General features: G+C 71.6%; 22 protein-coding genes and 1 tRNA gene. 12 read left to right on the top strand and 11 right to left on the bottom strand.

Annotated elements, in window-relative coordinates:
* Positions 1-6: 6 nt before the first annotated feature.
* The 5 genes from ACZ7LT_RS15095 to ACZ7LT_RS15075 form a co-directional block, all read right to left on the bottom strand.
* Positions 7-1,998, bottom strand: a complete 1,992-nt coding sequence (locus tag ACZ7LT_RS15095) for a copper resistance CopC/CopD family protein (RefSeq protein ID WP_471236477.1) — start codon at positions 1,996-1,998, stop codon at positions 7-9.
* 26 nt (positions 1,999-2,024) lie between these two features.
* Positions 2,025-2,513: a copper chaperone PCu(A)C gene (locus ACZ7LT_RS15090; RefSeq protein WP_471236476.1), complete on the bottom strand. Its 489-nt coding sequence runs from the start codon at positions 2,511-2,513 to the stop codon at positions 2,025-2,027.
* Positions 2,510-3,205 (bottom strand): SCO family protein, encoded by a 696-nt coding sequence (locus tag ACZ7LT_RS15085; RefSeq protein ID WP_471236475.1) that lies wholly within the window; start codon positions 3,203-3,205, stop codon positions 2,510-2,512. Before ACZ7LT_RS15085 ends, ACZ7LT_RS15090 begins: the two co-directional genes overlap by 4 nt.
* 50 nt (positions 3,206-3,255) lie before the next feature.
* Complete coding sequence (locus tag ACZ7LT_RS15080; protein ID WP_471236474.1) at positions 3,256-3,999, bottom strand: YcnI family copper-binding membrane protein; 744 nt, start codon at positions 3,997-3,999, stop codon at positions 3,256-3,258.
* Between the two features lie 100 nt (positions 4,000-4,099).
* Complete coding sequence (locus ACZ7LT_RS15075; RefSeq protein WP_471236473.1) at positions 4,100-4,915, bottom strand: hypothetical protein; 816 nt, start codon at positions 4,913-4,915, stop codon at positions 4,100-4,102.
* Between the two features lie 206 nt (positions 4,916-5,121).
* Here ACZ7LT_RS15075 and ACZ7LT_RS15070 point away from each other — a divergent pair, with 206 nt between their 5' ends.
* On the top strand, positions 5,122-5,643 hold the full coding sequence (locus ACZ7LT_RS15070; RefSeq protein ID WP_471236472.1) for an ATP-binding protein: 522 nt from the start codon (positions 5,122-5,124) through the stop codon (positions 5,641-5,643).
* Between the two features lie 90 nt (positions 5,644-5,733).
* Here the strand turns inward: ACZ7LT_RS15070 and ACZ7LT_RS15065 are convergent, their stop codons facing one another.
* Positions 5,734-7,194: an aminopeptidase P family protein gene (locus ACZ7LT_RS15065; RefSeq protein WP_471236471.1), complete on the bottom strand. Its 1,461-nt coding sequence runs from the start codon at positions 7,192-7,194 to the stop codon at positions 5,734-5,736.
* A gap of 143 nt (positions 7,195-7,337) precedes the next feature.
* Positions 7,338-8,843: a PP2C family protein-serine/threonine phosphatase gene (locus ACZ7LT_RS15060; protein ID WP_471236470.1), complete on the bottom strand. Its 1,506-nt coding sequence runs from the start codon at positions 8,841-8,843 to the stop codon at positions 7,338-7,340.
* 452 nt (positions 8,844-9,295) lie between these two features.
* Here ACZ7LT_RS15060 and ACZ7LT_RS15055 point away from each other — a divergent pair, with 452 nt between their 5' ends.
* Positions 9,296-9,979 (top strand): bifunctional DNA primase/polymerase, encoded by a 684-nt coding sequence (locus ACZ7LT_RS15055; RefSeq protein WP_471236469.1) that lies wholly within the window; start codon positions 9,296-9,298, stop codon positions 9,977-9,979.
* 252 nt (positions 9,980-10,231) lie between these two features.
* The gene (locus tag ACZ7LT_RS15050) at positions 10,232-10,819 is read left to right on the top strand and encodes a hypothetical protein (protein ID WP_471236468.1); all 588 of its coding nucleotides are present in this window, start codon (positions 10,232-10,234) and stop codon (positions 10,817-10,819) included.
* Between the two features lie 261 nt (positions 10,820-11,080).
* Here the strand turns inward: ACZ7LT_RS15050 and ACZ7LT_RS15045 are convergent, their stop codons facing one another.
* The 3 genes from ACZ7LT_RS15045 to ACZ7LT_RS15035 all read right to left on the bottom strand — a co-directional run bounded on the left by ACZ7LT_RS15045 (position 11,081) and on the right by ACZ7LT_RS15035 (position 13,827).
* Positions 11,081-12,049, bottom strand: a complete 969-nt coding sequence (locus ACZ7LT_RS15045; RefSeq protein WP_471236467.1) for a DUF5926 family protein — start codon at positions 12,047-12,049, stop codon at positions 11,081-11,083.
* Between the two features lie 242 nt (positions 12,050-12,291).
* Positions 12,292-12,897, bottom strand: coding sequence for an ATP-binding protein (locus tag ACZ7LT_RS15040; protein WP_471236466.1), 606 nt, complete (start codon positions 12,895-12,897; stop codon positions 12,292-12,294).
* 123 nt (positions 12,898-13,020) lie between these two features.
* Entirely contained in the window at positions 13,021-13,827 is an 807-nt protein-coding gene (locus ACZ7LT_RS15035) for a glycerophosphodiester phosphodiesterase (protein ID WP_471236465.1), read from the bottom strand.
* A 246-nt stretch (positions 13,828-14,073) separates the two neighbouring features.
* Here ACZ7LT_RS15035 and ACZ7LT_RS15030 point away from each other — a divergent pair, with 246 nt between their 5' ends.
* Together ACZ7LT_RS15030 and ACZ7LT_RS15025 are read left to right on the top strand one after the other, a co-directional pair.
* Positions 14,074-15,543, top strand: coding sequence for a S1C family serine protease (locus ACZ7LT_RS15030; protein WP_471236464.1), 1,470 nt, complete (start codon positions 14,074-14,076; stop codon positions 15,541-15,543).
* A 58-nt stretch (positions 15,544-15,601) separates the two neighbouring features.
* Positions 15,602-15,686, top strand: a tRNA-Ser gene (locus ACZ7LT_RS15025).
* Positions 15,687-15,777: 91 nt separating this feature from the next.
* On the opposite strand, the gene ACZ7LT_RS15020 is transcribed toward ACZ7LT_RS15025, so the two are convergent.
* Positions 15,778-16,656: a bifunctional DNA primase/polymerase gene (locus ACZ7LT_RS15020; RefSeq protein ID WP_471236463.1), complete on the bottom strand. Its 879-nt coding sequence runs from the start codon at positions 16,654-16,656 to the stop codon at positions 15,778-15,780.
* A 306-nt stretch (positions 16,657-16,962) separates the two neighbouring features.
* On the opposite strand from ACZ7LT_RS15020, the gene ACZ7LT_RS15015 reads away from it, so the two are divergent.
* The 7 genes from ACZ7LT_RS15015 (at position 16,963) to ACZ7LT_RS14985 (ending at position 22,921) form a co-directional block, all read left to right on the top strand.
* The gene (locus ACZ7LT_RS15015) at positions 16,963-17,268 is read left to right on the top strand and encodes a hypothetical protein (RefSeq protein ID WP_471236462.1); all 306 of its coding nucleotides are present in this window, start codon (positions 16,963-16,965) and stop codon (positions 17,266-17,268) included.
* Positions 17,269-17,473: 205 nt separating this feature from the next.
* Positions 17,474-18,697, top strand: coding sequence for an acyl-CoA dehydrogenase family protein (locus ACZ7LT_RS15010; RefSeq protein WP_471236461.1), 1,224 nt, complete (start codon positions 17,474-17,476; stop codon positions 18,695-18,697).
* A complete protein-coding gene (locus ACZ7LT_RS15005; protein ID WP_471236460.1) occupies positions 18,694-19,581 on the top strand; it encodes a bifunctional MaoC family dehydratase N-terminal/OB-fold nucleic acid binding domain-containing protein in 888 nt (295 codons plus the stop codon). The genes ACZ7LT_RS15010 and ACZ7LT_RS15005 overlap by 4 nt, the downstream gene beginning before the upstream one ends.
* Positions 19,582-19,583: 2 nt before the next feature.
* Positions 19,584-20,663 carry an acyl-CoA dehydrogenase family protein gene (locus tag ACZ7LT_RS15000; protein ID WP_471236459.1) on the top strand — a complete coding sequence of 360 codons (1,080 nt, stop codon included), beginning with the start codon at positions 19,584-19,586 and terminating at the stop codon, positions 20,661-20,663.
* Entirely contained in the window at positions 20,660-21,055 is a 396-nt protein-coding gene (locus ACZ7LT_RS14995; protein WP_471236458.1) for a MaoC family dehydratase, read from the top strand. The genes ACZ7LT_RS15000 and ACZ7LT_RS14995 overlap by 4 nt, the downstream gene beginning before the upstream one ends.
* Positions 21,052-22,218, top strand: coding sequence for a lipid-transfer protein (locus ACZ7LT_RS14990; RefSeq protein ID WP_471236457.1), 1,167 nt, complete (start codon positions 21,052-21,054; stop codon positions 22,216-22,218). The genes ACZ7LT_RS14995 and ACZ7LT_RS14990 overlap by 4 nt, the downstream gene beginning before the upstream one ends.
* Positions 22,219-22,366: 148 nt before the next feature.
* Entirely contained in the window at positions 22,367-22,921 is a 555-nt protein-coding gene (locus tag ACZ7LT_RS14985; protein WP_471236456.1) for a SigE family RNA polymerase sigma factor, read from the top strand.
* Positions 22,922-22,998: the final 77 nt, after the last annotated feature.

Below are 22,998 nucleotides of genomic sequence, written 5' to 3'. Positions count from 1 at the left end.
CGTACGTCAGCCGATCTTCACGGTCTTTTCGATGGTCGTCTGGTCGATGTCCGAGGTCCGCACGGTCACCTGGATGAGCCACTCGCCCGGCATCGGGATCTGCACACCGTTGGCGCTCCAGTGGCCGGTGGCGATCCGGTCCGGCGCGGCGGGCAGCGGGCCGATCTCCTTGGCCTTCAGCGTGAAGGAGACCTTCAGCTCCGGGACGTCCAGCGGGCGTCCGTTGGGCCGTTCGACGAAGACATGCAGGGCGTTCGCGCCGGAGCGGCCCGGGTCGAGGCTGAGCCGCACGGTCCTCTTGCCGTCCTGGCCGCCCGTATCGAAGGGCAGCCGGATGTCGACGGGCCGGTCGGGCACGGCGGGCGAGCCCGCGGCGGTGGACTGGGACCGGCCGGCCTCTTCCTCCGTACGGCCCGGTTCGGTCGAGGTCAGCACGGTCGTCACCGCCAGCAGGACGACGGCGACGGCGGCCTCGGTGAGCACCGAGCGCCGCAGCCCGGCCCGCCGGGGGTCCGCGTCCCGTACCCGCTTCTTACGGGCGGTCGCCATGGCGGCCTGCTGGCGGGCGAGCTGGGCGGCCCGCTCGGGGTCGGTCGGCTGCTGGTCGTCGGCCGTCTCAGCGTCCGGTGCCGCCTCGCCCGTCTCCGGGTCCTGGTCCGGGCCGCCCGCCTCAGGCTCCGCGTCCGGGTCCGGACCGCCCACCTCAGATTCCGCCGAGCCGTCCGTCTCCGGTTCAGCGTCCGAGTCGGCCGTTTCCGCCAGCCGCGCCGTCCAGCGCCGCGAGATCCAGGCGACCCCGACGAGCACGGCGACCAGGGCCACCTTGACCAGCAGCAGCTGCCCGTACGCGGTGCCGGTCAGCGCCGACCAGGAGCCGACCTGGCGCCAGGACTGGTAGAGGCCGGTGGCGGCCAGGACGACCACCGACCAGAAGGCGACCGTCGAGAACCGCCGTACGGCCGCCCGCTCGATGCCCGGCACCGGCGCCCGGTACAGCGCCACCAGCAGCGCGGTCAGTCCGCCCAGCCAGGCCGCCACCGCCAGCAGGTGCAGGATGTCGACCGGCATGGCGATACCCGGCTGGATGCCGGTGGAGGCGTGCTCTGACAGCGCCCACGTCCCGGCGATGCCCGCGGCCACGACCGAGCCGCCGATGGCGAGCCCGAAGGTGAGGTCCTTCTTCTCCTTCTCGTCCTCGCGGCGCGTGTACGCCCCGAACAGGACGGCGACGAAGAGGGCGGCCGCGCCGAGCAGCAGCAGCCGGGAGATCAGGGCGGCCCCGGTCTTGGTCTCCAGGACCGCCTTGAGCCCGCCGAGGTCGAAGGCGTCGCCGAGGTTCCCGGACCCGGTGTACGGATGACGCAGCAGCAGCATCGTCAGTGTGGCGGCGGTCAGCACCACCCACCCCCGGACGACGAGCCGCTGCAGCGGCCGTACGCCCGCACCCCGCGGCCAGCACGCGAGCAGGAACGCGGCGCCGCCGACGAGGACGACGAAACCCGCGTACGAGAGGTAGCGCGCGATCCCGTACAGCGCCCCGACCAGGCCGCCGCCCGCCGGGTCCTCGGTGAGTGCGACGGAGGTCTTGGACGGCGCGCCGATCGAGAAGGTGAACGCGCCGGAAATGGGGTGGCTGTCGGCGGAGACCAGGTGCCAGGCGACGGTGTACGTGCCGTCCGGCAGCCCGGAGTGCAGCCCCACCGCGTATTTGACGACCGATCCGCTGCACAGGTCGTGCAGCTCACCCGTGTCGACGCGCTTGCCGCTCGGGTCCATCACGCGGATGGCGTCGTCGCCGAGGGCGACCTGCTCGGAGAAGGTGAGGCTGACGGACTTGGGGGCCGTGGCGACCACCGCCCCGTCCTTCGGGTCGCTCCCGGTCAGCGCGGCGTGCGCGGACGCGGGGGAGGCGCCGGCGAGGAGCGCGCCGAGGAGCGTGGCCGCGACGAGCAGGAGCCGGGCCAGGGTGGTTCCGAAGCGCGGGGCGGTGGCTGTCATGGTGTCGTGTCAGTCCCTCAAGTAGCTCAGTGCTGCTTCGGGTTGTGGTTCGGGGCCTCCACGGGAAGCTCGACCTTGATCGGGTCGGACTTCTCGAAGCGCAGCTCGACACTCACCTTGTCGCCCTGCTTCGGCTTCTGCTTGATCTTCATGAACATGATGTGGTTGCCGCCGCGTTCGAGCTTCAGCTCTCCGTTGGCAGGGATGTCGAAGGACTTCACCTGCCGCATCTTCTGATCCTTCGTCTCGTGGATCTGTACGTCGTCGGAGAGCGGGCTGCTCACCGAAGTGAGCTTGTCCGCCGTACCGCTGTCGTTCTTGATGACGAGGAACCCGCCCGCCATGTCCATCACCGGCTGCGGCATGAACGCGCCGCTCACCCTCAGCTGCGGCTTGCCGTCCTTGGCGCCGTCGCCGTCGGACGAACACCCGGCCAGGGCAAGCCCCGAGGCCAGGGCTATGCAGGTGGCGAGGGTACGGGTGGTGGTGCGGGTACGGGTGGTGCGGCGGTTCACGGGTTCTCCCCCTTGATGATCTTCGGCAGGTCCTTGGTGTACTCCTCGGCGGTGGTGTCCTCGCCGTACAGGACATAGCCCTGGTCGGTCTTGGGCGAGAAGGCGATCACCTGTGCGCCGTGCATGGAGACGACCGAGCCGTCCTTCTCCTTCTTCGCCGGGTCGATGCCGATGCCCAGCTGGCGCGCGCCGGCCTGGATCTTGGCGAACGGACCGGTGAGGCCGGTGAAGGACGGGTCACCCGCCGCGGGCAGCCACTTGCCGAGCTCGGCGGAGGTGTCCCGTTCGGGGTCGGTGGTGACGAAGACGACCTGGAGCTTGTCCTGATCTGCCTTGGGGAGCTTCTTCTTGGCGATGGCGATGTTGCTCATCGTGAGCGGGCAGACGTCCGGGCAGTGCGTGTAGCCGAAGTAGATCAGCGTCGGCTTGCCCTTGGTCATCGCCTTGAAGTCGTACGGCTTGCCCTTCGTGTCCGTGAGGACGAGGTCGGGCTTCTCGAACGGCCGGTCCAGTACGGTGCCCGGATTGGCGCTGCCGCTGTTCCCGGAGACGTCGGTGACCACGCTCTGGGCGGTGTCGTCACCGCCGCCGCAGGCGGACAGCGTGAGCGCGGCGGCGGCGGCGAGGGCCGCCGCGACCAGCGGAGTGCGCCGGGTGCGGCGGGGCCGCTCGGCGCGCTTCAGGGTGTGCATGAGGGATCTCTCTCGAAGACTCTCGATGGTGGGGTGCCGGTCCGGCCCGGTCAGGCGGAGCGGCGGCGTCCGGCGAGAACGCCGAAGGCGACACCGGCGACACCGGCGGCACCGACGACGATGCCGACGACGCCGAGGACGCGGGCCGTGGTGTCGGAGGCGGCGCCGGCGGCCTCGGTCTGCTTGTCGTCGTGGCCGTCGGCCTTGTGGCCGGCCTTGTCGTCGCTCTTCGCGCCGCCGCCGTGGTGGTCGTCGGTGGCCTCGGACAGCGGGAGCACGGGCGCCGGGTGCTCTGGCTCCGCCGCGCCGTCCTTGGGCTCCTCGATCCAGCGGACGACCTCGTTGTTGTCGTACGTCTGGATGGCCTTGAGCACCAGCTTGTCGGCCTTCTCGGGCAGCTGGCCGAGCGCGAGCGGGAACTGCTGGAACTGCCCGGGGCCGATCTTCGAACCGCTGACGGCGGTCCATGTGACCTTGGAGACGGCCTCGCTGATCTTCTGGCCGTGCATCTCCAGCGGCTTGGCGAGCTTGGTCTTGGTGACCGTGGAGTTCCAGCCCGGGACCGGCTGCGGCATCACGGACGCGAGCGGGTGCTCGGCCGGGAAGTTGACCTCGACCTTGATGGTGGAGGCGTTGTCCCGCTCGTTGGGGACCCTCACGTTGACGGTGGCGTAACCGCCCTTGGCGGCCTCGCCCTGCGGCTGCACGCTGACATGGCCGAAGGCGGTGCCGGAGAACAGCAGGACGGAGGAGGCGGCGACGCCGCCGGCGACCGCGAAACGCGAAACGTTCATGGTGGGAACACTCCAGGAAGCAGTGAGGGGAGGCGTCCGGCGCGCACGGCGCATGCGTGCACGCGGACACGGCGGCCCCACTCCCGTCGAGTGGGCCGCGTCAGGCTGCGAGGACGCACACGGCGGGCGGACCGCGCCTGATCACCGTGTGCTGGAGTGCCCCCGCGAGCGGCGGGGGTGTGGCGTCCCGGCGGGGCCGGTGCGGCCGCGGGCCGGTGGTCGGCACGCCGGGCAGCCCGGCGAGCAGGGCCCGTACGTACGAGAGGGCGGAGCGCAGGGCCCGTACGAGCGCCCCCTCCGCGATCTCGGTGGCGCCCTGGCCGGACAGCGTGGCGAGCCGGCCGAGGGCCAGGTCCCCGCGGCGCAGCAGCCAGCCGGTGGCCAGTGCGGCGAGCAGATGGCCGAGCACCATGGACAGGCTCGGGAACAGCGCCGCGGACTCGGCGGCGCGCGCGGCCGGTACGAGATGCCCGTGGCCGGCCGTCGCCGTCGCGGTGGCGGTCGCCGGGTCGAGGCCGGAGTCGGCGATGATGCGGCTGGCGTCGGCGGGGGTGAGCGAGGCGGCACCCGCCCCGCAGACCAGCTTGGTGGCCATCCGGATCAGCGCGTCGTCGGTCGCCTGCCCCGCGTTCATGCCGAGGTGGCGCTGGCCGAGTCCGAACACGGCGTGCAGGGCGAGCTGTCCGGCGGCCAGGGCCGTGGTGATCACCGGCAGGGACCGCTCGCGGCCCGCGAACGGCGCGGTGAGCGCGAAGACGCCGGCGAAGCCGAGCAGCAGCGTCCACCAGGGGACGGTCGCACAGGCGGCGAGCACATGTCCCAGCGCGGACAGCACGACGCAGACCGCGGTGAACACCGCGGCCCTCAGAAGCCGTGAACCGGCTCCGGCGCGTGCGATCGACGAGGGCGCAGACATGGCTGGGCCATCATCGCACTGCGCTTATACCGTCCACACGGCAGGTCCGGAAGATCACCGTTTGACGTCAGAGGCCCGACATACACCGGCACATGGGACGGTGTGTACCCGCCGAACGGGCGCTGTGTTGTCGGCCGGTGGCTTACATGTCCCAGGGAGCGGCAATACGTAGGGGTATGTCGAGCGGGGGCCCGGGAGGCTGGAGCATGAGCATCTGGTGGTCTCTCCATCTGCGGCGTGAGGCGGCCAGTGTGCCGCTGGCCCGCCGTCTTCTTCTCGGCACCATGGAGACCGCGGGCGTCGATCCGGATGTCTCCTACGACCTGTCGGTCGCGCTGAGCGAGGCCTGCGCCAACGCGGTCGAGCACGGCGGCGGCGCGGCGCCCGGCCAGGCCTCGGAGGCGTATCGGGTGACCGCCTACCTCGACGGGGAGACCTGCCGGATCGAGGTCGCGGACTCGGGTCCCGGCTTCCCGCCCGGCGAGTCGTACGAGTCCTGTGAGCCCTACGAGTCCTGCGGGGCGGTTGGGGGTGCTGCCGCGCGTGAGGCGCGGGTGAGCCGTCCGCCCGTGCCGGACACCTCCGAGCACGGCCGGGGGCTGCGGCTGATCGAGGAGCTCGCCGACCATGTGCACTTCGGGAACCGCGCGGGCGGCCGGGGCGGCGCGGTGGTCAGCTTCGACAAGATCGTCAAATGGCGCCCGGACGCGCCCCTCGCGCTGACCTGAGACCGTCCTGCGGCCCGGGAGCGCCCCGGCACGGACACGGCCCCCGTCGCGATGCGACGGGGGCCGTCCGGCATGAGCGTGGGCCGCGGGTCAGCCCTTGAGCCGCGCCATCCACGCCTCGACCTCGTCGGCCTGGCGGGGCAGCGAGGCGGAGAGGTTCCGGTTGCCGTCCTCGGTGACCAGGATGTCGTCCTCGATCCGGACACCGATGCCGCGGTACTCCTCCGGCACGGTCAGGTCGTCGGCCTGGAAGTAGAGCCCCGGCTCGACAGTCAGGCACATGCCCGGCTCCAGCTTGGCGTCGACGTACGACTCGGTGCGCGCGGCCGCGCAGTCGTGGACGTCCATGCCGAGCATGTGGCCGGTGCCGTGCAGGGTCCAGCGGCGCTGGAGGCCGAGCTCCAGGACCTTCTCCACGTCGAGGTCGCCGAGCAGGCCCCACTCGACGAGCTTCTCGGCGAGCACGCGCTGCGCGGCGTCGTGGAAGTCGCGGTAGTCGGCGCCCGGCTTCACGGCCGCGATACCGGCCTCCTGGGCCTCGTACACGGCGTCGTAGATCTTGCGCTGGATCTCGTTGTAGCGGCCGTTGATGGGCAGCGTGCGGGTGACGTCGGCGGTGTAGAGCTCGGTGGTCTCCACGCCCGCGTCGAGCAGCAGCAGTTCGCCGGAGCGGACGGCGCCGTCGTTGCGGACCCAGTGCAGGGTGGTGGCGTGCGGGCCGGCGGCGCAGATGGAGCCGTAGCCGATGTCGTTGCCCTCGACGCGAGCGCGCAGGAAGAACGTTCCTTCGATGTAGCGCTCGCTGGTCGCCTCGGCCTTGTCCAGGACCTTGACGACGTCCTCGAAACCGCGGGCGGTCGAATCGCAGGCCTTCTGCAGCTCCGCAATCTCAAACGCGTCCTTCACCAGGCGCGCCTCGGAGAGGTACACACGCAGCTCTTCGTCGCGCTCGGCGGTCACCTTGTCGGTGAGCGCGGCCTCGATGGCCGCGTCGTGGCCGCGGACGTTGCGGACCGGGCCGGTGGCCTCCTGGAGCGCGGACGGCAGCTCGCGTACGTCCTTGGCGGGGATGCCGAGCAGCTGCTCGGCCTCGGCCAGCGAGTGGCGCCGGCCGACCCACAGCTCGCCCTGGCCGTCGAGCCAGAACTCGCCGTTCTCGCGGTTGGAGCGCGGCAGCAGGTAGATCGTCGCCGTGTGGCCGGTGGCGGTCGGCTCCAGGACCAGGACGCCGTCCTCGGTCTGGTCGCCGGTCAGGTACGCGTATTCGGTGGAGGCGCGGAAGCTGTACTCGGTGTCGTTCGACCGGGTCTTCAGGTTGCCCGCGGGGATCACCAGACGCTCGCCCGGGAAGCGCGCGGAGAGCGCGGCGCGGCGGGCGGCGGTGTGCTCGGCCTGCGCGATCGGCGCGAGGCCGGTCAGCTCGGTGTCGGCCCAGCCGGACTTCATGTTCTCGGCGAGCTCGTCCGACACTTCCCGGTACAGCCCGTTCTTGCGCTGCTTGATCGGTTCTTCGGTCTCTTCCGGGGTTGCCGGGGTGAGCTCTTCGGCCACGGGTCCGCCTCCTTGTTGGTACGACACTGAACCCCCTCCATCGTACGGTCGCGCGGAAGGGGTCCCAGGGCCCAAAGACCCATTACCAAGATCGTCGGCAATCCACCGGTCGTCGGAATTCACCCGGCTCTTCTGCCGGTCCCTCAGTCGAAACGTGCCGCGAGGAGGACGACGTCCTCACCGTCGTCGGCGCTGTCCAGGCCCTTGGGAAGGACCGTGCGCAGGATGTGGTCGGCGATGGCGCCGGGGTCGCCTCGGTCGGCCTTGGGCACGCCGACCGCCGCCGCGTGCAGCCGGGCGAAGGCCCGGTCCATGGGGTCGCCGGTACGGCGCAGGAGCCCGTCCGTGTAGAGCAATACCGTTTCTCCGGGTGCGGGCGAGATCTCCACGCTCGGGGCCTCCCAGCAGGCCAGCATGCCGAGAGGGGCCGACAAGGACGTCTCGACGAACTCGGTGCGGCGCTCGCCCACGATCAGCGGCGGCGTGTGTCCCGCCCCGGCGAGCACGATCTTGCGCGCGGCCGGTTCGGCGTAGGCGAAGAGCGCGGTGGCCGAGCGGGCGGGTTCGGTGAGCCGCAGCAGCAGCTCCAGGTCGGAGAGGACGGCGACGGGATCCTCGCCCTCCATCACGGCGTACGCCCGCAGGCTGGCCCTGAGCCGTCCCATCGCGGCGAGCGCGCTGGGCCCGGAGCCGGAGACGGAGCCGACGGCGAGGCCGAGCGCGGCCTCGGGCAGCGGCAGGGCGTCGTACCAGTCGCCGCCGCCCCGCGGCCCGCAGTGGTGCCGGGCGGCGAGCTGCACCCCGGGCACCCTCGGCAGCCGGCTGGGCAGCAGTTCCTCGGCGACGGTGGTGACCGTGGTGCGGGCCCGTTCCAGTTCGAGGAGGCGGGCGAGATGCTCGGTGGCGTAGCGCCCGTACAGACCCACCAGATGGCGCTGGCGCTCGATCGGTTCGGCCGGCTCGTCGTAGAGCCAGACCAGGGCGCCGAGTCTGCCCGCGGCCTCGGAGGCGAGCGGCAGGGCGTAGCTGGCGGCGTAGCCGAGGCGGGCGGCGACCTCGCGGTGGCGTGGGTCGAGTTCCGCGTCGCCGAGGAGGTCGGGGACGGCGATCGGGCCGGGCAGGGCGACCGGATCGGGCAGGCCCTCCAGGATGCGGCCGTAGGAGGTGGCGCTGCGCGGCACGGTCTCGATCGTGCCGAGGTCGGCGTGGGCGAGGCCGAGGCCGATCGTGGTGGCCGGGCCGTGTCCGTCGGCCGGTTCGAGGACGGCCATGCCCCGGCGCGCGCCCACCAGGGCGGCTCCGGCGCGCAGCACCTCGTGCAGGGCCTCGTCCAGCGACGCGGTCCTGGCCAGGCGCTCGGTCAGTTCATGGAGGGTGGTGAGGTCGGAGACCCAGCCGGCCAGCCGGTCCTGGAGCAGCGCTCCGGGCGGGGCGGCCGCGGCCGGGACGCCCGGCAAGGGCGTCGCAGTGTGCGTCGGAGCCGGAACCGTTGAATCGATTCCGGCCACTTTCGGCAGGTGAGGGGCGCTCATACCGGTCGGCTTTCCGACCGGTGCGTTTCGTGCAATAGCATCGCAAACCCCCATGTCATTCTGCGCCGCTATCGATGCATCCACATGTACACGCACAAGTGAGGCGATGTCCAGCATTGTCCTCGCGGGACTTGCGGTGTCTGTGGGGCGTCAGGCCGGTGGCGAAGTTGGCTGAAAAATGCCCCCTATGCCCGCTATTTGCGGTCGACTGACGGCGATTGAAAGCGCGTCATTCCGAGCGGGATGGGTACGTACACGGTGATGGCCAGGGGCAGTTGGGACGGCCCCGGAACCTGGCGAAGGGCCCCGGCGTCTTAACCGCCGACGGCCGCGCCCCATCCGAAGTGACCATCCCGAGTGGCGAGGAAAGTTCAGCGGGTCGGTAAGCGCCAGGCGCGCGCCACCCCTCGCCATGCGTTTAATGGACGAGAGCCCCTGAGCCCACGCTCGGGCCCGAGCTCGACGCCCCGCCGAAGGGGCGATGATGCGCCGTTTTGCACGCACAGTGAAGCAACGCACACGTGATGTGATGTGGACCCTCGGCGTTCAACGGAAAGGAACGAGCGCTCATGCGCGAGATCCTCGGAAGGCGACGCAGGCTCCGGTTCCGGCGCAAGGGGAGGTCTGCCCAGCTCGGCGCCGCCCTCACCTGCGCCACCGAGTGGCACTGGCCCGTACTCCCCGGTGTGGGACTGACGGCGGCCGGCAGCCGTGGCGACCGCGGGCGCGGCTGCGCCTGCCCCGACCCCGAGTGCGTCGTCCCCGGCGCGCACCCCTTCGACCCCGGACTCCTCGCGGCCTCCACCGACGAGCGCATGGTCCGCTGGTGGTGGGGTAACCGGCCGGACGCGCCTCTCCTGCTCGCCACCGGAGGCCGCGCCCCGTGCGCGGTGAGCCTGCCCGCCGTCGCGGGCGCGCGGGCGCTGGCCGCGCTCGACCGGATGGGCATGCGGCTCGGCCCGGTGGTGGCGACGCCGACGCGCTGGTCGCTGCTGGTTGCCCCGTACAGCCTGGAACAGCTCGGCGAACTGCTCTACGCGAAGGACAGCGTGCCCAGTTCCCTCCGCTTCCACGGCGAGGGCGGCTATCTGGTGCTGCCACCCTCGGTCGTCGGGACCGGACAGGTGCGCTGGGAACGCGCCCCGCTCGCCGGATCGGCGACGCCCTGGCTGCCGGATGTCGAGGCGGTGGTGGACGCGCTGGTCGAGGCGAGCAGCAGCGCACCGGGCGGCGGCAGCCGCCTCGCCTACTGATCTCCGACCTCCGGTCGGCTTCCGCCGGAGTGTTGTCGCGGCCTTCTGCTATCGCGGTATCGACATGATGCAGTCGGAGTGAGTATCCCCAGTGGGGATATTCATCTGGCAGATCACTCGTACGGGTGTGACCGGGAGCGAGTTGTACGGGAATTGGGCGCGGGGCTCCCCGGCCGCCCGCAATCCGCCGTTATCGTCGGCCTGTCGTCATGAATTCCCGGGCAGTTGGCAGGTTTGGCAGGTGGGGCCACGATGAATGTCCGCACGATCCGCATGATCGGACTCGGGGCCGCCGTCGTGATCGCCGCCTTCGTGCCGCTGGCCGCCTCCGCCGGGCAGGCCGGGAGCCCGCCCGGCGGAGCCCGTGACGCCGACTCCCGCCCCGGATCCTCACCGGACCCGGGGCTGCTCGGGATGATCGGGACGCCCCGATCCGAGGCGTCCGCCCCGGCCACCGGCGCGTCGGAAGGGCCCGCTGTCGAGGCGGCCCGCTCCAGCCGGTGCGGCCCCGAACTCACCTCGCCCGACGGGATCGAGGCGCAGACCTGCGTCATGAGGGAGTCGGCCGACACCTGGGCACGTACGTACTACCGCAACGCGACGGGCGAGGCGCTCAGTGCCGTACTGACTCTGATGGGGCCCGGCGGGCGCACGGTGCAGACGCAGTGCGCGGTGGCGGCGGGGGACGAGCCGGGGGTCTGCGAGACGCCACGCGAGCGGTCCCAGGGGCGGCCCGAGGCCTATACGGCGGTCGCCGAGTTCGCCGGAGCGGGCGAAGGGGCGGAGACCCCGCTGCTGCTGAGGGTGGGAAGCAACGGTGTGGACGCCGAGGTGAGTTGACATATTCGGGCGAGGCCCGGAAACGTGAACGCCCGGTCGCTGGCGACGGGGGATGCACCAGCGACCGGGCTTCTAGAACGGTAACAAGAGATCTGCTGTTCGCAAATTCGATCTCGGATATTCGGACAGGTATTTAAGCCACCGAAGGGGAGTTGTGGCGGAAGTCACCGACCGGCTGGTCTGTCAGTGATCGTCCGCCACGCTCCTCCATCGCCGCGCGACGCCCTGCCCGGGCGGGTCGGCGCGGCGTGACGCGGCGAGTCAGCTCAGCGTCACCTGGCGGTTGGTGAGGCCGCCGCGTGCCCGGCGCTCCTCCGAGGTCAGCGGCGCGTCCGAGGCGAGCGCCGCGGCGAGCCGCTCGGCGAACTCGGCCGCCGGCTTCTCGCACTCCTCGGCGCCCATCCCGCTCGGCAGGTCCCACACCGGCACCATCAGCCCGTGGGCCCGGAAGGAGCCGACGAGACGGGTTCCCTCGCCCAGCGACGACGTACCGGCCGCGTGCAGCCGCGCGAGCGCGTCGAGAAGCCGCTCCTCGGCGTGCGGCATGACCCAGCGCAGATGGTTCTTCTCCGGGGTCTCGCACCAGTACGCGGAGTCCACGGAGGACAGCTTGACCGTGGGGATCGCGGCGGCGTTGGCCCGCTCCAGCGACGCGGCCACCTCGGGGGTGGAGTTCTCCGCCGACTCCGGGATCCAGAACTCGAAGCCGGAGTGGACGGTCGGTGCGAAACCGGCCTCCGCGTCCAGCAGATCCTGCAGCCGCGGACCGTCGGCGGCCGCCCGCTGCGCGGCGACGGGCGTGCCGGGCTCAGCGGTCAGCGCGCGCGTGAGGGTGTCCGCCAGGTCACGGCTGAGGTCGCCGGAGGAGGTGTCGTTCTGCAGCGCGAGCAGGACGGAACCGTCGTCGCGTCGCAGCGCCGGCCAGGCCATCGGCAGGACGGTGGCGAGCGTCACCGACGGCACGCCCTCCGGGAGCCCGCCCTTCAGGGAGAGCTCGGCGGTCGCGGCGGGCACCAGCTCGCGGAGCGCGACCCAGTCGCACTCGCCGGGCAGCCCCTCGAAGGGGCGCTGGACCAGCTCGGTCACGGCGTGGGCGGCCTCCCGGCCGTGACACGCCTTGTAGCGGCGGCCCGACCCGCACGGGCAGGGCTCGCGGGCCCCCACCACGGGGATCTCGCCGTCCGTGAGCTGCGGCTTCCCGGCCTTGGTCTGGGGGCGCTTCTTGGCCATGGTGTGGCTTTCTCCCGATTACGACAGTGCTGTGTCGGGCGCGAGCCTAGCCGCAGGGAGCCGCCGCCGGTCGGCGTACGAGCCGATGACCGCGGTACGTACCGTCGGGGGAGCGCGAGGGGCAGGGAGTCTGCCGGGGGCCGCCCGGGCCGAGGGTTCCGCCCCGGGGCACGTCGTGGCGGGGCTGCGGCCCGCGCGAGGCGTCGGGCGTCGGTCCCGCCCCGTCGGCTCGGCCCCGCCGGTCAGCCCTCGTACGGATCCTCGTAGGTGTCCAGGAACTCGAAGCCGGGTGCGGTGACGCGCGTAGCGAAATCGTCGCGGCGATGGCCTTCCGTCACGACCACCCAGACCGTCACCTCGCCGGCTGCGCCGTCCCGTACGCCCCAGTCCTGGGCGAGCGCGCTGATGATGTTCAGCCCGCGGCCGCCGCGCGCGGTGACCGACGGTGTGGCCGGAACCGGGCGGGTCGGACCGCCTCCGTCCGTCACCTCGACGGTCAGGCCGCCCCGCTTGTCCAGCCGCCAGGCGGCACGGATGTCGCCGTCGCCCACATCGGCCCGGCCCAGCGGCCTGCCGTGCCGGCAGGCATTGCTGAGCAGTTCGGAAAGGATCAGTACCGCGTCGTCGACGACCGATTCGGACATGCCGCTGCGGCGCAGCTGCTCCCGCATACGGTGTCTTGCCTCGCCCACGCCCGCAGGGCCATGGGGCACGGCCATGCTCGACGACGTGGGCACCTCCTGTGCCACCACCAACGCCACCCCCGAGACCTCCTTCACCCCACGCCACGGTGTGGATGCCCCAATGGACTGGACCGGAAACCGGCCAGTACGCCTCCGGTGACGCACTCGTGACGATCGAATACGGTCCGAACGCGCCGGGGCACACCCTGTAACCAGAGAGGCAGGTGTGACCGCGCGGTGCTGGTGGGACGGCTGTGGTCCCGAGGGCCTCGGGGCCCTCTCGGGTCGTTATAGGCGTCCCAGCTGGGTCAGCACCTGCTTGGGCCGGTTGGTGATGATCGCCTCGACGCCGAGACGGGAACAGAGCTCCACGTCTTCCGGGTCGTCGACGGTCCATACATGGACCTGGTGGCCGGCCTGTTGGAGGCGGAGGATCAGCGCGGGGTGGTGGCGGACGATCCGGATCGACGGACCGGCGATCCGGGCACCGGCGGGCAGCCTCCCGTCGCGCAGCCTCGGGGTGACGAACTGGGCGAGGTAGACCGTAGGGAGCGTGGGCGAGGCGGCCGCGATCCGGTGCAGCGACCGGGCGGAGAAGCTCATGACGCGTACCGGCGAGGTGCCCGGCGCGGGGTCGGCGAGATTGAACCGCTTCAGCTGCTGGAGCAGCTTCTCCTCCACCTGACCGGCCCAGCGGGTCGGATGCTTGGTCTCGATGGCCAGCTCGATCCGGCGGCCGGCATCGGCCACCAGCTCCAGGAGCCGCTCCAGGGTCAGTACGGAGGTGAGCTCCGGGTTTCCCCAGTCGGGGCTCTCGCTGGAGTCCTCGCGCCCCTTCCAGGTGCCGAAGTCCAGCGCGGCGAGATCGGCGAGCTCCAGCGCGGAGACGGCTCCGCGGCCGTTGGACGTACGGTTGACGCGGCGGTCGTGGACACAGACGAGGTGACCGTCGGCCGTGAGGCGCACATCGCACTCGAGGGCGTCGGCGCCGTCCTCGATCGCTTTCATGTACGCGGCAAGGGTGTGTTCCGGCGCGTCCTCGGACGCGCCTCGGTGGGCGACGACTTGAATCGTGTGCTGCCGTGCGTGGGTCACCGCGTCATGGTGCCATTGGCGGGTGGGACACCCCTACGGAGGTGTCCGTTCTGTCGGATATAAGGAATGAGGTCCGGGCGCACAGCTCCCGCTTACAGTGGCCTGACGGCCAGTGGGAAAAGCTGACCGCAGACGAGACTTCCGTCGTCACTGTCCGTCGTGGACGACCTGCGCGACCGACCAGCGCGACGAGCAGTCGCGACGACCAGTGCGACGACCTGTGCAGTGAACTGAGGAGAGAGAGCTGTGAGCACCGAGAACGAGGGCACGGCGGTTCCGGCGGACCCGACTGCCCCGTCCGCACCGCCTACACCTCCCATCCCTGCCGCCCCCGCCGTCCCCCCGACGCCTCCCTCCGCGCCGACGGCTCCGGTCGAGTCCGCGGAGTCCGCCGGGCCGGTGGCGTCTTCCGGGGCCGAGGAGCCCGCGACGGCGCCGCTGCCGGTGACGCCCCCGGCTCCGCACACCCAGCAGGGGGGCGAGGGGTGGCCGCCTCCCCCGCCCGCACAGCCCGCGTACGCCGCCGGTGGCGCCGGGGGCCCCGCCTGGGGCGCGCCCGTTCCGGCGGCCGCTCCCTCGTCCCCGCGGCGCCGCGGCGGGCTGGTCGCGGCGGTTCTCGCGGCCGCGCTGGTCGCGGGCGGCGTCGGCGGCGGCATCGGCTACTGGGCCGCCGAGCGCGGCGACAACGCGATCCGGTCGACCACGGTCTCCTCCGGAGACTCTCCGGCCGACTTCAAGCGCGACCCCGGCACGGTCGCGGGCGTGGCCAACCAGGCGCTGCCGAGCGTGGTCACGATCAAGGCGAAGTCCGGCGGCGCTGACGGCGAGGGCGAGGGCGGTACGGGCACCGGCACCGGCTTCGTCTACGACAAGGAAGGCCACATCCTCACCAACAACCACGTGGTGGCCTCGGCGGCGGAGGGCGGCACGCTCTCGGCGACCTTCTCCAACGGCAAGACGTACGACGCGGAGGTCATCGGCCGGGCCCAGGGCTACGACGTAGCCGTGCTGAAGCTGAAGAAGGCACCGGCCGGTCTGACCCCGCTGCCGCTCGGCGACTCCGACAAGGTGGCCGTCGGCGACGCGACGATCGCGATCGGCGCCCCCTTCGGTCTGTCCAACACGGTCACCACCGGCATCATCAGCGCCAAGAACCGTCCGGTCGCCTCCGGTGACGGCTCCGGCGCCAAGAACTCGTACATGAGCGCCCTGCAGACCGACGCCTCGATCAACCCGGGCAACTCCGGCGGTCCGCTGCTCAACGCGCGCGGTGCGGTCATCGGCATCAACTCCGCGATCCAGTCGGCGGGCAACGGCTTCGGCCAGTCGCAGGCGGGCTCGATCGGCCTGGGCTTCGCGATCCCGGTGAACCAGGCGAAGAACGTCGCCGAACAGCTGATCAAGACGGGCCAGCCGGTGTACCCGGTCATCGGCGCGACGGTGAACATGACCGACAAGGGCGCCGGCGCCACCATCGCCGACCAGGGCGCGGGCGGCACACCGGCGGTCCCGGCCGACGGCCCTGCGGCGAAGGCGGGTCTGAAGCCGGGCGACGTCATCGTCCGCTTCGGCGACAAGCAGATCGACAGCGGCCCGACCCTGATCAGCGAGATCTGGACCCACAAGCCGGGCGACACGGTCAAGCTGACCTACGAGCGCGGCGGCAAGGAATCCACGGTCGACGTCACCCTGGGCCAGCGCAAGGGCGACAGCTGACCACCCACCACATGACCGGATAGGCTGTCCTCGCGTCGCCCCGACAGGGGTGGGGCGGGGTGGGTTGCCCGAGCGGCCTAAGGGAACGGTCTTGAAAACCGTCGTGGCGCGAGTCACCGTGGGTTCAAATCCCACACCCACCGCGTACCGATCAGCATGAGTGCTGGTCGTAAGGGGTGCTCCTGACAAGGGGCGCCCCTTTTTCGTGGTTCCGGCCGTGCCGTGGTGGGTAGTTCAGGCGACCCCTGTGGGCCATGCGCGGGCCGACATGCGGGCCGCCGAGGCGATCGTGGCGCGGGCCTCGCGTTCGGTGAGGCCGGTGCGGAGGGCGGCCGTGGTGAGGGCGGGGGCGAGGGTGTCGCCGATGCCGTTCTCGTAGGCGCGGCAGGCCGCCCAGAACAGGCGGGTGTTGCGCTGGCCCTCGTGTGCCGCCAGGACGAAGTGGATCAGACCCTGTCCTTGGGGCGGGTGTGGGGACGCGGGGTGGTGCGGGCGCGCGGGGGGAGCGATCAGTCGGAGCAGCGCGCGGGGGCAGGGTGCCGGGGGGAGGTCGGCGGTGCCGTGGAGGAGGCGGTACGCGCCGTGGGCGGTGACGGAGCCGGGGCCGACGAGGTAGCCCCCGGCGCCGCGGACGTCGATTCCGGGGGCCAGGCGGCTCGCGGAGTTCGGGACGACGGTGTCGGGCGGGCCGGTCAGCCAGAGGTGGCGGCCGCCGCTGGGGGTGAGGACCGTGACCGTGGGCGGCAGTGTGAACAGATGCCGCAGCGCCAGGTGCTGGAGGGCCGCCAGGGAGTCCGTGGAGGACTTGGTGTCGAGGTCGATGCCGATGAGGTGGTGCGGGGGCCGGCCGCAGGCGATGCCGTAGCCGGTGGCCCAGGGCGCGGCGGCGAACAGGGACCGTACGGCGGCGGGGTCGGTGGTGGCGTCGTGGACGCCGTGGCCCGGGCGGCCGCATTCGCCCCGGCAGGCGAACGGCTCGGGATCGTCGCGGTGCGGTGAGGGCAGGGCGGGGAGCTTGGTCGGGGACAGGGGGATGACGGGGAGCCCGCGCTCGGCGGCGGAGAGCGCGTGGGCGAGGGCCAGGGTGGCGATGTGCCGGTCGTGAGTGGCCATGGCTCCATCTTCGTACAACTGTTCGAAGATGGGAAGAGGGAAAGATTGGCTGGAAATGTGCCGAAACGCTTCACCTCTTGTAGTGGCCCGTTTCCTTGGCCGAAACGCGCTGAGCTGCGGGTTCGGCGCCGTAAAGGGGGTTTATCGACTTGTTCTCACGCTTGAGGGGGAATCGGGTACTCGGGGGTGGTTCGCCGGGGATTCGTTGGGCAACTCTGGACTCGCGACGTCGTGAACTCGACCGAGGCGGTCGGCCAACCGCCTTGGAACAAGCCGTACTTCCTTACCGTTCCTGGAGGAACAAACATGGCAAGCATCCGTGCCGCCCGCGTCATCGCCGCTGTCGCCGCTCTCCCGCTGACCGCCGCTCTCTTCGCGGGGGTCGCCCAGGCCGACAACGGCGCTCTCGCGGACGACGGATCGAACGCGACCGTGGCATCGATCGTGGGCAGCGGAGTCGGTAACGACAACAACGGCAACTCGACCACCACCCAGCAGGTGGCCAGTGGTGCCGGCGCCTCCAACCAGGCCAACACGGCCAGCGTGAACGGTTCCGGTTTCACGGCGATCGACCAGGACAACGCCGTCGTGACCTTCGCGAACCTCTGGTAAGGACCGGCCCGACGGGGGGCATGTCTGTGGGGTGCGCAACGGCCTGTGCGGCGGTGCTTCGGCATCGGCGCACAGGCCGTTCCTCTTTGCCGCCGGGCCGGACCGCCCTCCCTGCCGCCTTACCCCGGTGCCGCGCCTCTTGACTCCGTCGCCATTTCTGACGGACAGTCAGAAATCTTGACTGGTCCGTCCGAGAGGCCCCGCCGTGCACCTCGCCCCGACCGAACGGCAGCTACGGCTGCGCTCCGAACTCCGCGCCTACTTCCGCGCTCTCCTGCCGGACGGGCCACCGCCCGCCGACGACACGGCCGAGCAGCGCCGACTGCTGCGCCAGATCGGCGCCGACGGCCTGCTCGGCCTCGGCTGGCCCAAGGAGTACGGCGGGCAGGGCAGGGGCGCCGACGAACAGTTCGTCTTCTTCGACGAGGCCTACCGCGCGGGCGCACCCGTCTCCATGGTCACCCTCAACACCGTCGGCCCCACCCTCATGGCATACGGCACCGAGGAACAGAAGGCGTACTTCCTCCCCCGGATCCTGCGGGGCGAGACCGTCTTCGCCATCGGCTACAGCGAGCCCGAGGCCGGCACGGACCTCGCGGCGCTGCGCACCCGCGCCGTACGCGACGGCGGCGACTGGCTGATCGACGGACAGAAGGTCTTCACCTCCAACGCCCACAACGCCGACTGGATCTGGCTCGCCTGCCGCACCGACCCGGACGCCCCCAAGCACCGGGGCATCTCCATCGTGCTCGTGCCCACCGACGCACCCGGCTTCTCCTGGACGCCGATCCACACCGTCGGCGGGCTGATGACCACCGCGACGTACTACGACGCCGTCCGCGTCCCCGCGGGGAACCTCGTCGGCGAGGAGAACGGCGGCTGGGGGCTCATCACCAACCAGCTCAACCACGAACGGGTGGCGCTGGCCGCGATCGGCATGCAGGCCGAGGACTTCTACGCGTCGGCGCTCTCCTGGGCCCGTACCCCCGATCCGGTGACGGGGAGGCGGCGCATTGACGAGCCGTGGGTGCGGATCCGGGCCGCCGAGGCACACGCACGGCTGGCGGCGACACGCCTGCTCAACTGGCGTCTCGTGGGAGCCTCGGGCGCCGGCGGGCCCGACCCCGGCGAAGCGAGCGGCGTGAAGTTCGCGGGAACCGAATCGGCGGTCGCGGTGTATCGAATATGTCAGGAGATCGCGGGGGACGGGGCGCTCGTCAGGGCCGGATCGCCAGGTGCGCTCGGTGAAGGCACGGCCGGGGACGGCGAGCTCGAGCGGATGAACCGCGCCGCGCAGATCAACACCTTCGGGGGCGGGGTGAGCGAGGTGCAGCGGGAGATCGTCGCGACGATGCGACTCGGCATGCAGAGCGCGAAAACCATGAAGAGCGCGAAGAGCGCGAAGACCGTGAAGAGGGGGCGGCGGTGACGGAGCTCTACGAACAGCTGAAGACGTACGAGGGGCGGCCGGCCGCCACCTCGGGCGTCGGCAAGGACTTTGTCAACACACCCATGATCAGGCACTGGTGCGAGGCCATGGGGGACACGAACCCGGCGTACGCCGGACCGGAGGCCGTCGCCCCGCCGACGATGCTCCAGGCGTGGACCATGGGGGGCCTGTCCGGCCACACGGACCGCTCGGGGGCGTACGACGAGCTGTCCGCCCTGCTCGACGGCGCCGGATACACCTCGGTGGTCGCCACCGACTGCGAGCAGGAGTATCTGCGGCCGCTGCGGCCCGGCGACCGGATCACCTTCGACGCGGTGATCGAATCGGTCTCGCCGCGCAAGACGACCAAGCTCGGCACCGGCCACTTCGTCACGACCCGGATGGACATCAGGGCCGACGGACAGCTCGCCGGGACGCACCGCTTCCGGATCCTCAAGTACGCGCCCGTCGCCCGGGAACCGAAGGGCACCCGCCCCCGGCCGGTGATCAACCGCGACAACGCCGGATTCTGGGAGGGCGTCGGCCGGCACCGTCTGCTGATCCAGCGCTGCGGCGGCTGCGGGGCGCTGCGCCTCCCCTGGCTGCCGGGGTGCAGCGACTGCGGCTCCCAGGAGTGGGACACGGTCGAGGCCCGCGGCGCCGGCACCGTCTACTCGTACGTGGTCATGCACCACCCGCCCTTCCCCGCCTTCGACCCGCCCTACGCGGTGGCCCTGATCGAGCTCGCCGAAGGCGTGCGGATGATCAGCAACGTCGTCGGCGTGCCGTACGACAAGGTCCGCATCGGGATGCCCGTCCAGCTGGAATTCCTCCGGGTGGACGCCGAGTTGGAGCTGCCCGTCTTCCGGGGAGGCGAGGGCTGACCATGGACTTCACACCCACGGAGGAACAGACCGCGGCCCAGCGGCTGGCCGCGCGGATCTTCACCGACCTGTCCACCCACGAACGTCTCAAGGCCGCGGGGACCGGCAGCGACACCGAACTGTGGAAGGCACTGTGCGGGGCCGGACTCGTCGAGGCCGTGGAAGCCACCGGACTCCTCGGGCTGGTCCTCCTCCTGGAGGAGCAGGGCCGGACGACCGCGCAGGTGCCCTTCGCGGCCAGCTGCGTGTACGGAATCCTCGCCCTCACCCGGCACGGCACGGACGGACAGCGCGAGCGGCTGCTCCCCGCCCTGCGCGACGGCTCGGCTGTGGCGACCGGGGCGTTCCCCGCACGACCCGCCATCAGAGCGGTGCCCGCCGGCACCGGCAGCGCGGCGGGCACCCGGGCGAGGACCGCCCGGCTGACCGGCACGGCCGACTGGGTGCCCTGGCTGCGTGACGCCACCCACGTCCTCGTCCCCGACCAGGACCACACCCTGTGGCTCGTACGGACCGAGGACGCCACCGTCGAGCCGGTCGAGCTGACCGCCCCGTGGTCGGCGGGACGGCTCGTTCTCGACGGCGCCCAAGCCGAACGCGTGGGATCCGAACGTCCGGGATCCGGCCACGCCTACCAGGACGTGTTCACCGCCGCGCGCATCGCGTTCGCCGGCCTCCAGGCCGGAGTCTGCGCCGGCTCACTCGCCCACGCCGTCGCCCACACCACCACCCGCGAACAGTTCGGACGCCCGCTCTCCACCCACCAGGGCGTCCTGCTCCGGGCCGCCGACGCCCACATGGACACCGAAGCCATCCGCGTCACCGCCTACGAGGCCGCCTGGCGGTACGACGAAGGGCTGCCCTGCGCGGAGGCGGCGCTCACCACCGCCTGGTGGGCCTCCGAAGCGGGCACCCGCGTCGTCCACACGGGCCAGCACCTCCACGGCGGCCTCGGGGCCGACCTCGACCACCCCGTCCACCGGCACTTCCTGTGGGGACGCCAGCTCGACGCCCACCTCGGCCACGCCACCGAACTCCTCGCAGAGCTCGGCGACGCGATCGCGAAGGGAGAAGACCGATGAGAGTCGGCGACCGACTGCCACCCCTGGAGATCCCGATCACCCGCACGCTGATCGTCGCCGGAGCCATCGCCTCCCGCGACTACCAGGACGTGCACCACGACGCCGAGCTGGCCCGGCAGAAGGGGTCCCCGGACATCTTCATGAACATCCTCACCACCAACGGCCTGGTCGGCCGCTACGTCACCGACCACTTCGGCCCCGAGGCCGTCCTGCGCAAGGTCGCCATCCGGCTCGGCGCGCCCAACTACCCCGGCGACACGATGACCCTGACCGGCACGGTCACCGACCTCGGCGGAGCAAGCGTCCAGGTCCGCGTCGTCGGTGCCAACGGCCTCGGGCACCACGTCACCGGCATCGTCACCGTCACCCTGCCCGAGGAGGCGGGCTCATGAGCGTCCGCCACCGCGACTCCCTCGGCGGCCGGGCCGCCATCGCCGGCATCGGCGCCACTGCCTTCACCAAGGACTCCGGGCGCAGCGAACTCAAGCTCGCCGTCGAAGCCGTGCACGCCGCCCTCGACGACGCCGGGCTCACCCCCTCCGACGTCGACGGCATGGTCACCTTCACCATGGACACCAGCCCCGAGATCACCGTCGCCCAGGCCGCCGGTATCGGGGAGCTGTCCTTCTTCTCCCGTATCCACTACGGCGGCGGAGCCGCCTGCGCCACCGTCCAGCAGGCGGCGCTCGCCGTGGCGACCGGCGTGGCGGAAGTCGTCGTCTGCTACCGCGCCTTCAACGAGCGCTCCGGCCGGCGCTTCGGCTCCGGGGTCCAGCGGCGCGAGCCGTCGGCGGAGGGCGCCGCGCTCGGCTGGCAGCTGCCGTTCGGGCTGCTCACCCCGGCCTCCTGGGTGGCCATGGCCGCTCAGCGGTATCTGCACACGTACGGGCTGACCCCTGAGGTCTTCGGGCATGTCGCCGTCACCGACCGCCGCCACGCGGCCACCAACCCGGCCGCCTACTTCCACGGGAAGCCGATCACGCTCGCCGATCACGCCGCCTCGCGGTGGATCGTCGAACCCCTGCGGCTCCTCGACTGTTGCCAGGAGACGGACGGCGGCCAGGCGATCGTCGTCACCACCCCCGAGCGGGCCCGCGACCTGAGGCAGCCACCCGCCCTGATCGCCGCCGCCGCCCAGGGCGCCGGGCGCCGCCAGGAGGCGATGACCAGCTTCTACCGCGACGGGCTCACCGGCCTCCCCGAGATGGGCGTGGTCGCCCGGCAGCTCTGGCGGAACTCGGGACTGGCCCCGGCCGACATCGATGTGGGCATCCTCTACGACCACTTCACCCCGTTCGTGCTGATGCAGCTGGAGGAGTTCGGGTTCTGCGCACCGGGCGAGGCGGCCGGCTTCGTCGAGGCCGACGCCCTGCCGCTCAACACCCACGGCGGACAGCTCGGCGAGGCCTATGTGCATGGGATGAACGGAATCGCCGAGGCCGTCCGGCAAGTCCGCGGCACATCGGTGAACCAGATACCCGGCGCGGCCAGGACGCTGGTCACAGCCGGCACCGGAGTCCCCACCTCCGGGCTGATCCTGGCCGCCGACGGCTGAGACGCGAGCCGTATACGACCCCGAGAACCCCGAGCCTTCCTCCACCTACAGGAGGTGGGGAGAGCCCCATCCCTACAACCTGAGGCGGAGTCGGGTTCGGGACCTGGGGCCGATCCCCGGAGGTAGTGGGCGCTCCTAGCTTGGAGGTATGACCACTGCCGTCTGCATCGGCGCCAACCAGGCCGCCACCGTAGCCACCGGATTCCCGTCGTACCCGTCGTTCTCGTCGTACGTACGGGCGCGGGGGCCCGTGCTCCTGCGTACCGCTCGCTCGCTGACCGCGAACCCGTGCGACGCCGAGGATCTCCTGCAGACCGCGCTCGCCAAGACCTACGTGGCCTGGGAGCGGATCGAGGACCACCGGGCGCTGGACGGCTACGTCCGGCGGGCGCTGGTCAACACCCGGACCTCGCAGTGGCGCAAGCGGAAGGTCGACGAGTTCGTCTGCGACGAGCTGCCCGAGCCGCAGGGGCTGCCCGAGCCGGACCCCGCCGAGGAGCAGGCGCTGCACGATGCGATGTGGCGTGCGGTGATGAAGCTCCCGGACCGGCAGCGGGCGATGGTCGTCCTCAGGTATTACGAGGACCTCAGCGAGGCGCAGACGGCGGAGGTGCTCGGCGTGTCCGTCGGCACGGTCAAGAGCGCGGTGTCCCGGGCGCTCGGCAAGCTCCGCGAGGACCCGGAGCTCTCGCCGGTGCGATGACCGTCCACCGGCTCGGACGCGCCATCGGTGACCGCCGGTAACAGATGCACCGGAATGATCAGTGCACTGACCATGGA

The sequence above is a fragment of the Streptomyces sp. NPDC039465 genome, assembly GCF_055639315.1.
This window is presented reverse-complemented; position numbering and strand designations above follow the sequence as displayed.

What these genes read in the sequence shown, in the direction of transcription:
- ACZ7LT_RS15095 (WP_471236477.1), bottom strand. Translation starts at nt 1,998, where the DNA reads ATGACAGCCACCGCCCCGCGCTTCGGAACCACCCTGGCCCGGCTCCTG.
- ACZ7LT_RS15085 (WP_471236475.1), bottom strand. Translation starts at nt 3,205, where the DNA reads ATGCACACCCTGAAGCGCGCCGAGCGGCCCCGCCGCACCCGGCGCACT.
- ACZ7LT_RS15080 (WP_471236474.1), bottom strand. Translation starts at nt 3,999, where the DNA reads ATGAACGTTTCGCGTTTCGCGGTCGCCGGCGGCGTCGCCGCCTCCTCC.
- ACZ7LT_RS15075 (WP_471236473.1), bottom strand. Translation starts at nt 4,915, where the DNA reads ATGTCTGCGCCCTCGTCGATCGCACGCGCCGGAGCCGGTTCACGGCTT.
- ACZ7LT_RS15070 (WP_471236472.1), top strand. Translation starts at nt 5,122, where the DNA reads ATGAGCATCTGGTGGTCTCTCCATCTGCGGCGTGAGGCGGCCAGTGTG.
- ACZ7LT_RS15060 (WP_471236470.1), bottom strand. Translation starts at nt 8,843, where the DNA reads ATGCTGGACATCGCCTCACTTGTGCGTGTACATGTGGATGCATCGATA.
- ACZ7LT_RS15055 (WP_471236469.1), top strand. Translation starts at nt 9,296, where the DNA reads ATGCGCGAGATCCTCGGAAGGCGACGCAGGCTCCGGTTCCGGCGCAAG.
- ACZ7LT_RS15050 (WP_471236468.1), top strand. Translation starts at nt 10,232, where the DNA reads ATGAATGTCCGCACGATCCGCATGATCGGACTCGGGGCCGCCGTCGTG.
- ACZ7LT_RS15045 (WP_471236467.1), bottom strand. Translation starts at nt 12,049, where the DNA reads ATGGCCAAGAAGCGCCCCCAGACCAAGGCCGGGAAGCCGCAGCTCACG.
- ACZ7LT_RS15020 (WP_471236463.1), bottom strand. Translation starts at nt 16,656, where the DNA reads ATGGCCACTCACGACCGGCACATCGCCACCCTGGCCCTCGCCCACGCG.
- ACZ7LT_RS15015 (WP_471236462.1), top strand. Translation starts at nt 16,963, where the DNA reads ATGGCAAGCATCCGTGCCGCCCGCGTCATCGCCGCTGTCGCCGCTCTC.
- ACZ7LT_RS15000 (WP_471236459.1), top strand. Translation starts at nt 19,584, where the DNA reads ATGGACTTCACACCCACGGAGGAACAGACCGCGGCCCAGCGGCTGGCC.
- ACZ7LT_RS14995 (WP_471236458.1), top strand. Translation starts at nt 20,660, where the DNA reads ATGAGAGTCGGCGACCGACTGCCACCCCTGGAGATCCCGATCACCCGC.
- ACZ7LT_RS14990 (WP_471236457.1), top strand. Translation starts at nt 21,052, where the DNA reads ATGAGCGTCCGCCACCGCGACTCCCTCGGCGGCCGGGCCGCCATCGCC.
- ACZ7LT_RS14985 (WP_471236456.1), top strand. Translation starts at nt 22,367, where the DNA reads ATGACCACTGCCGTCTGCATCGGCGCCAACCAGGCCGCCACCGTAGCC.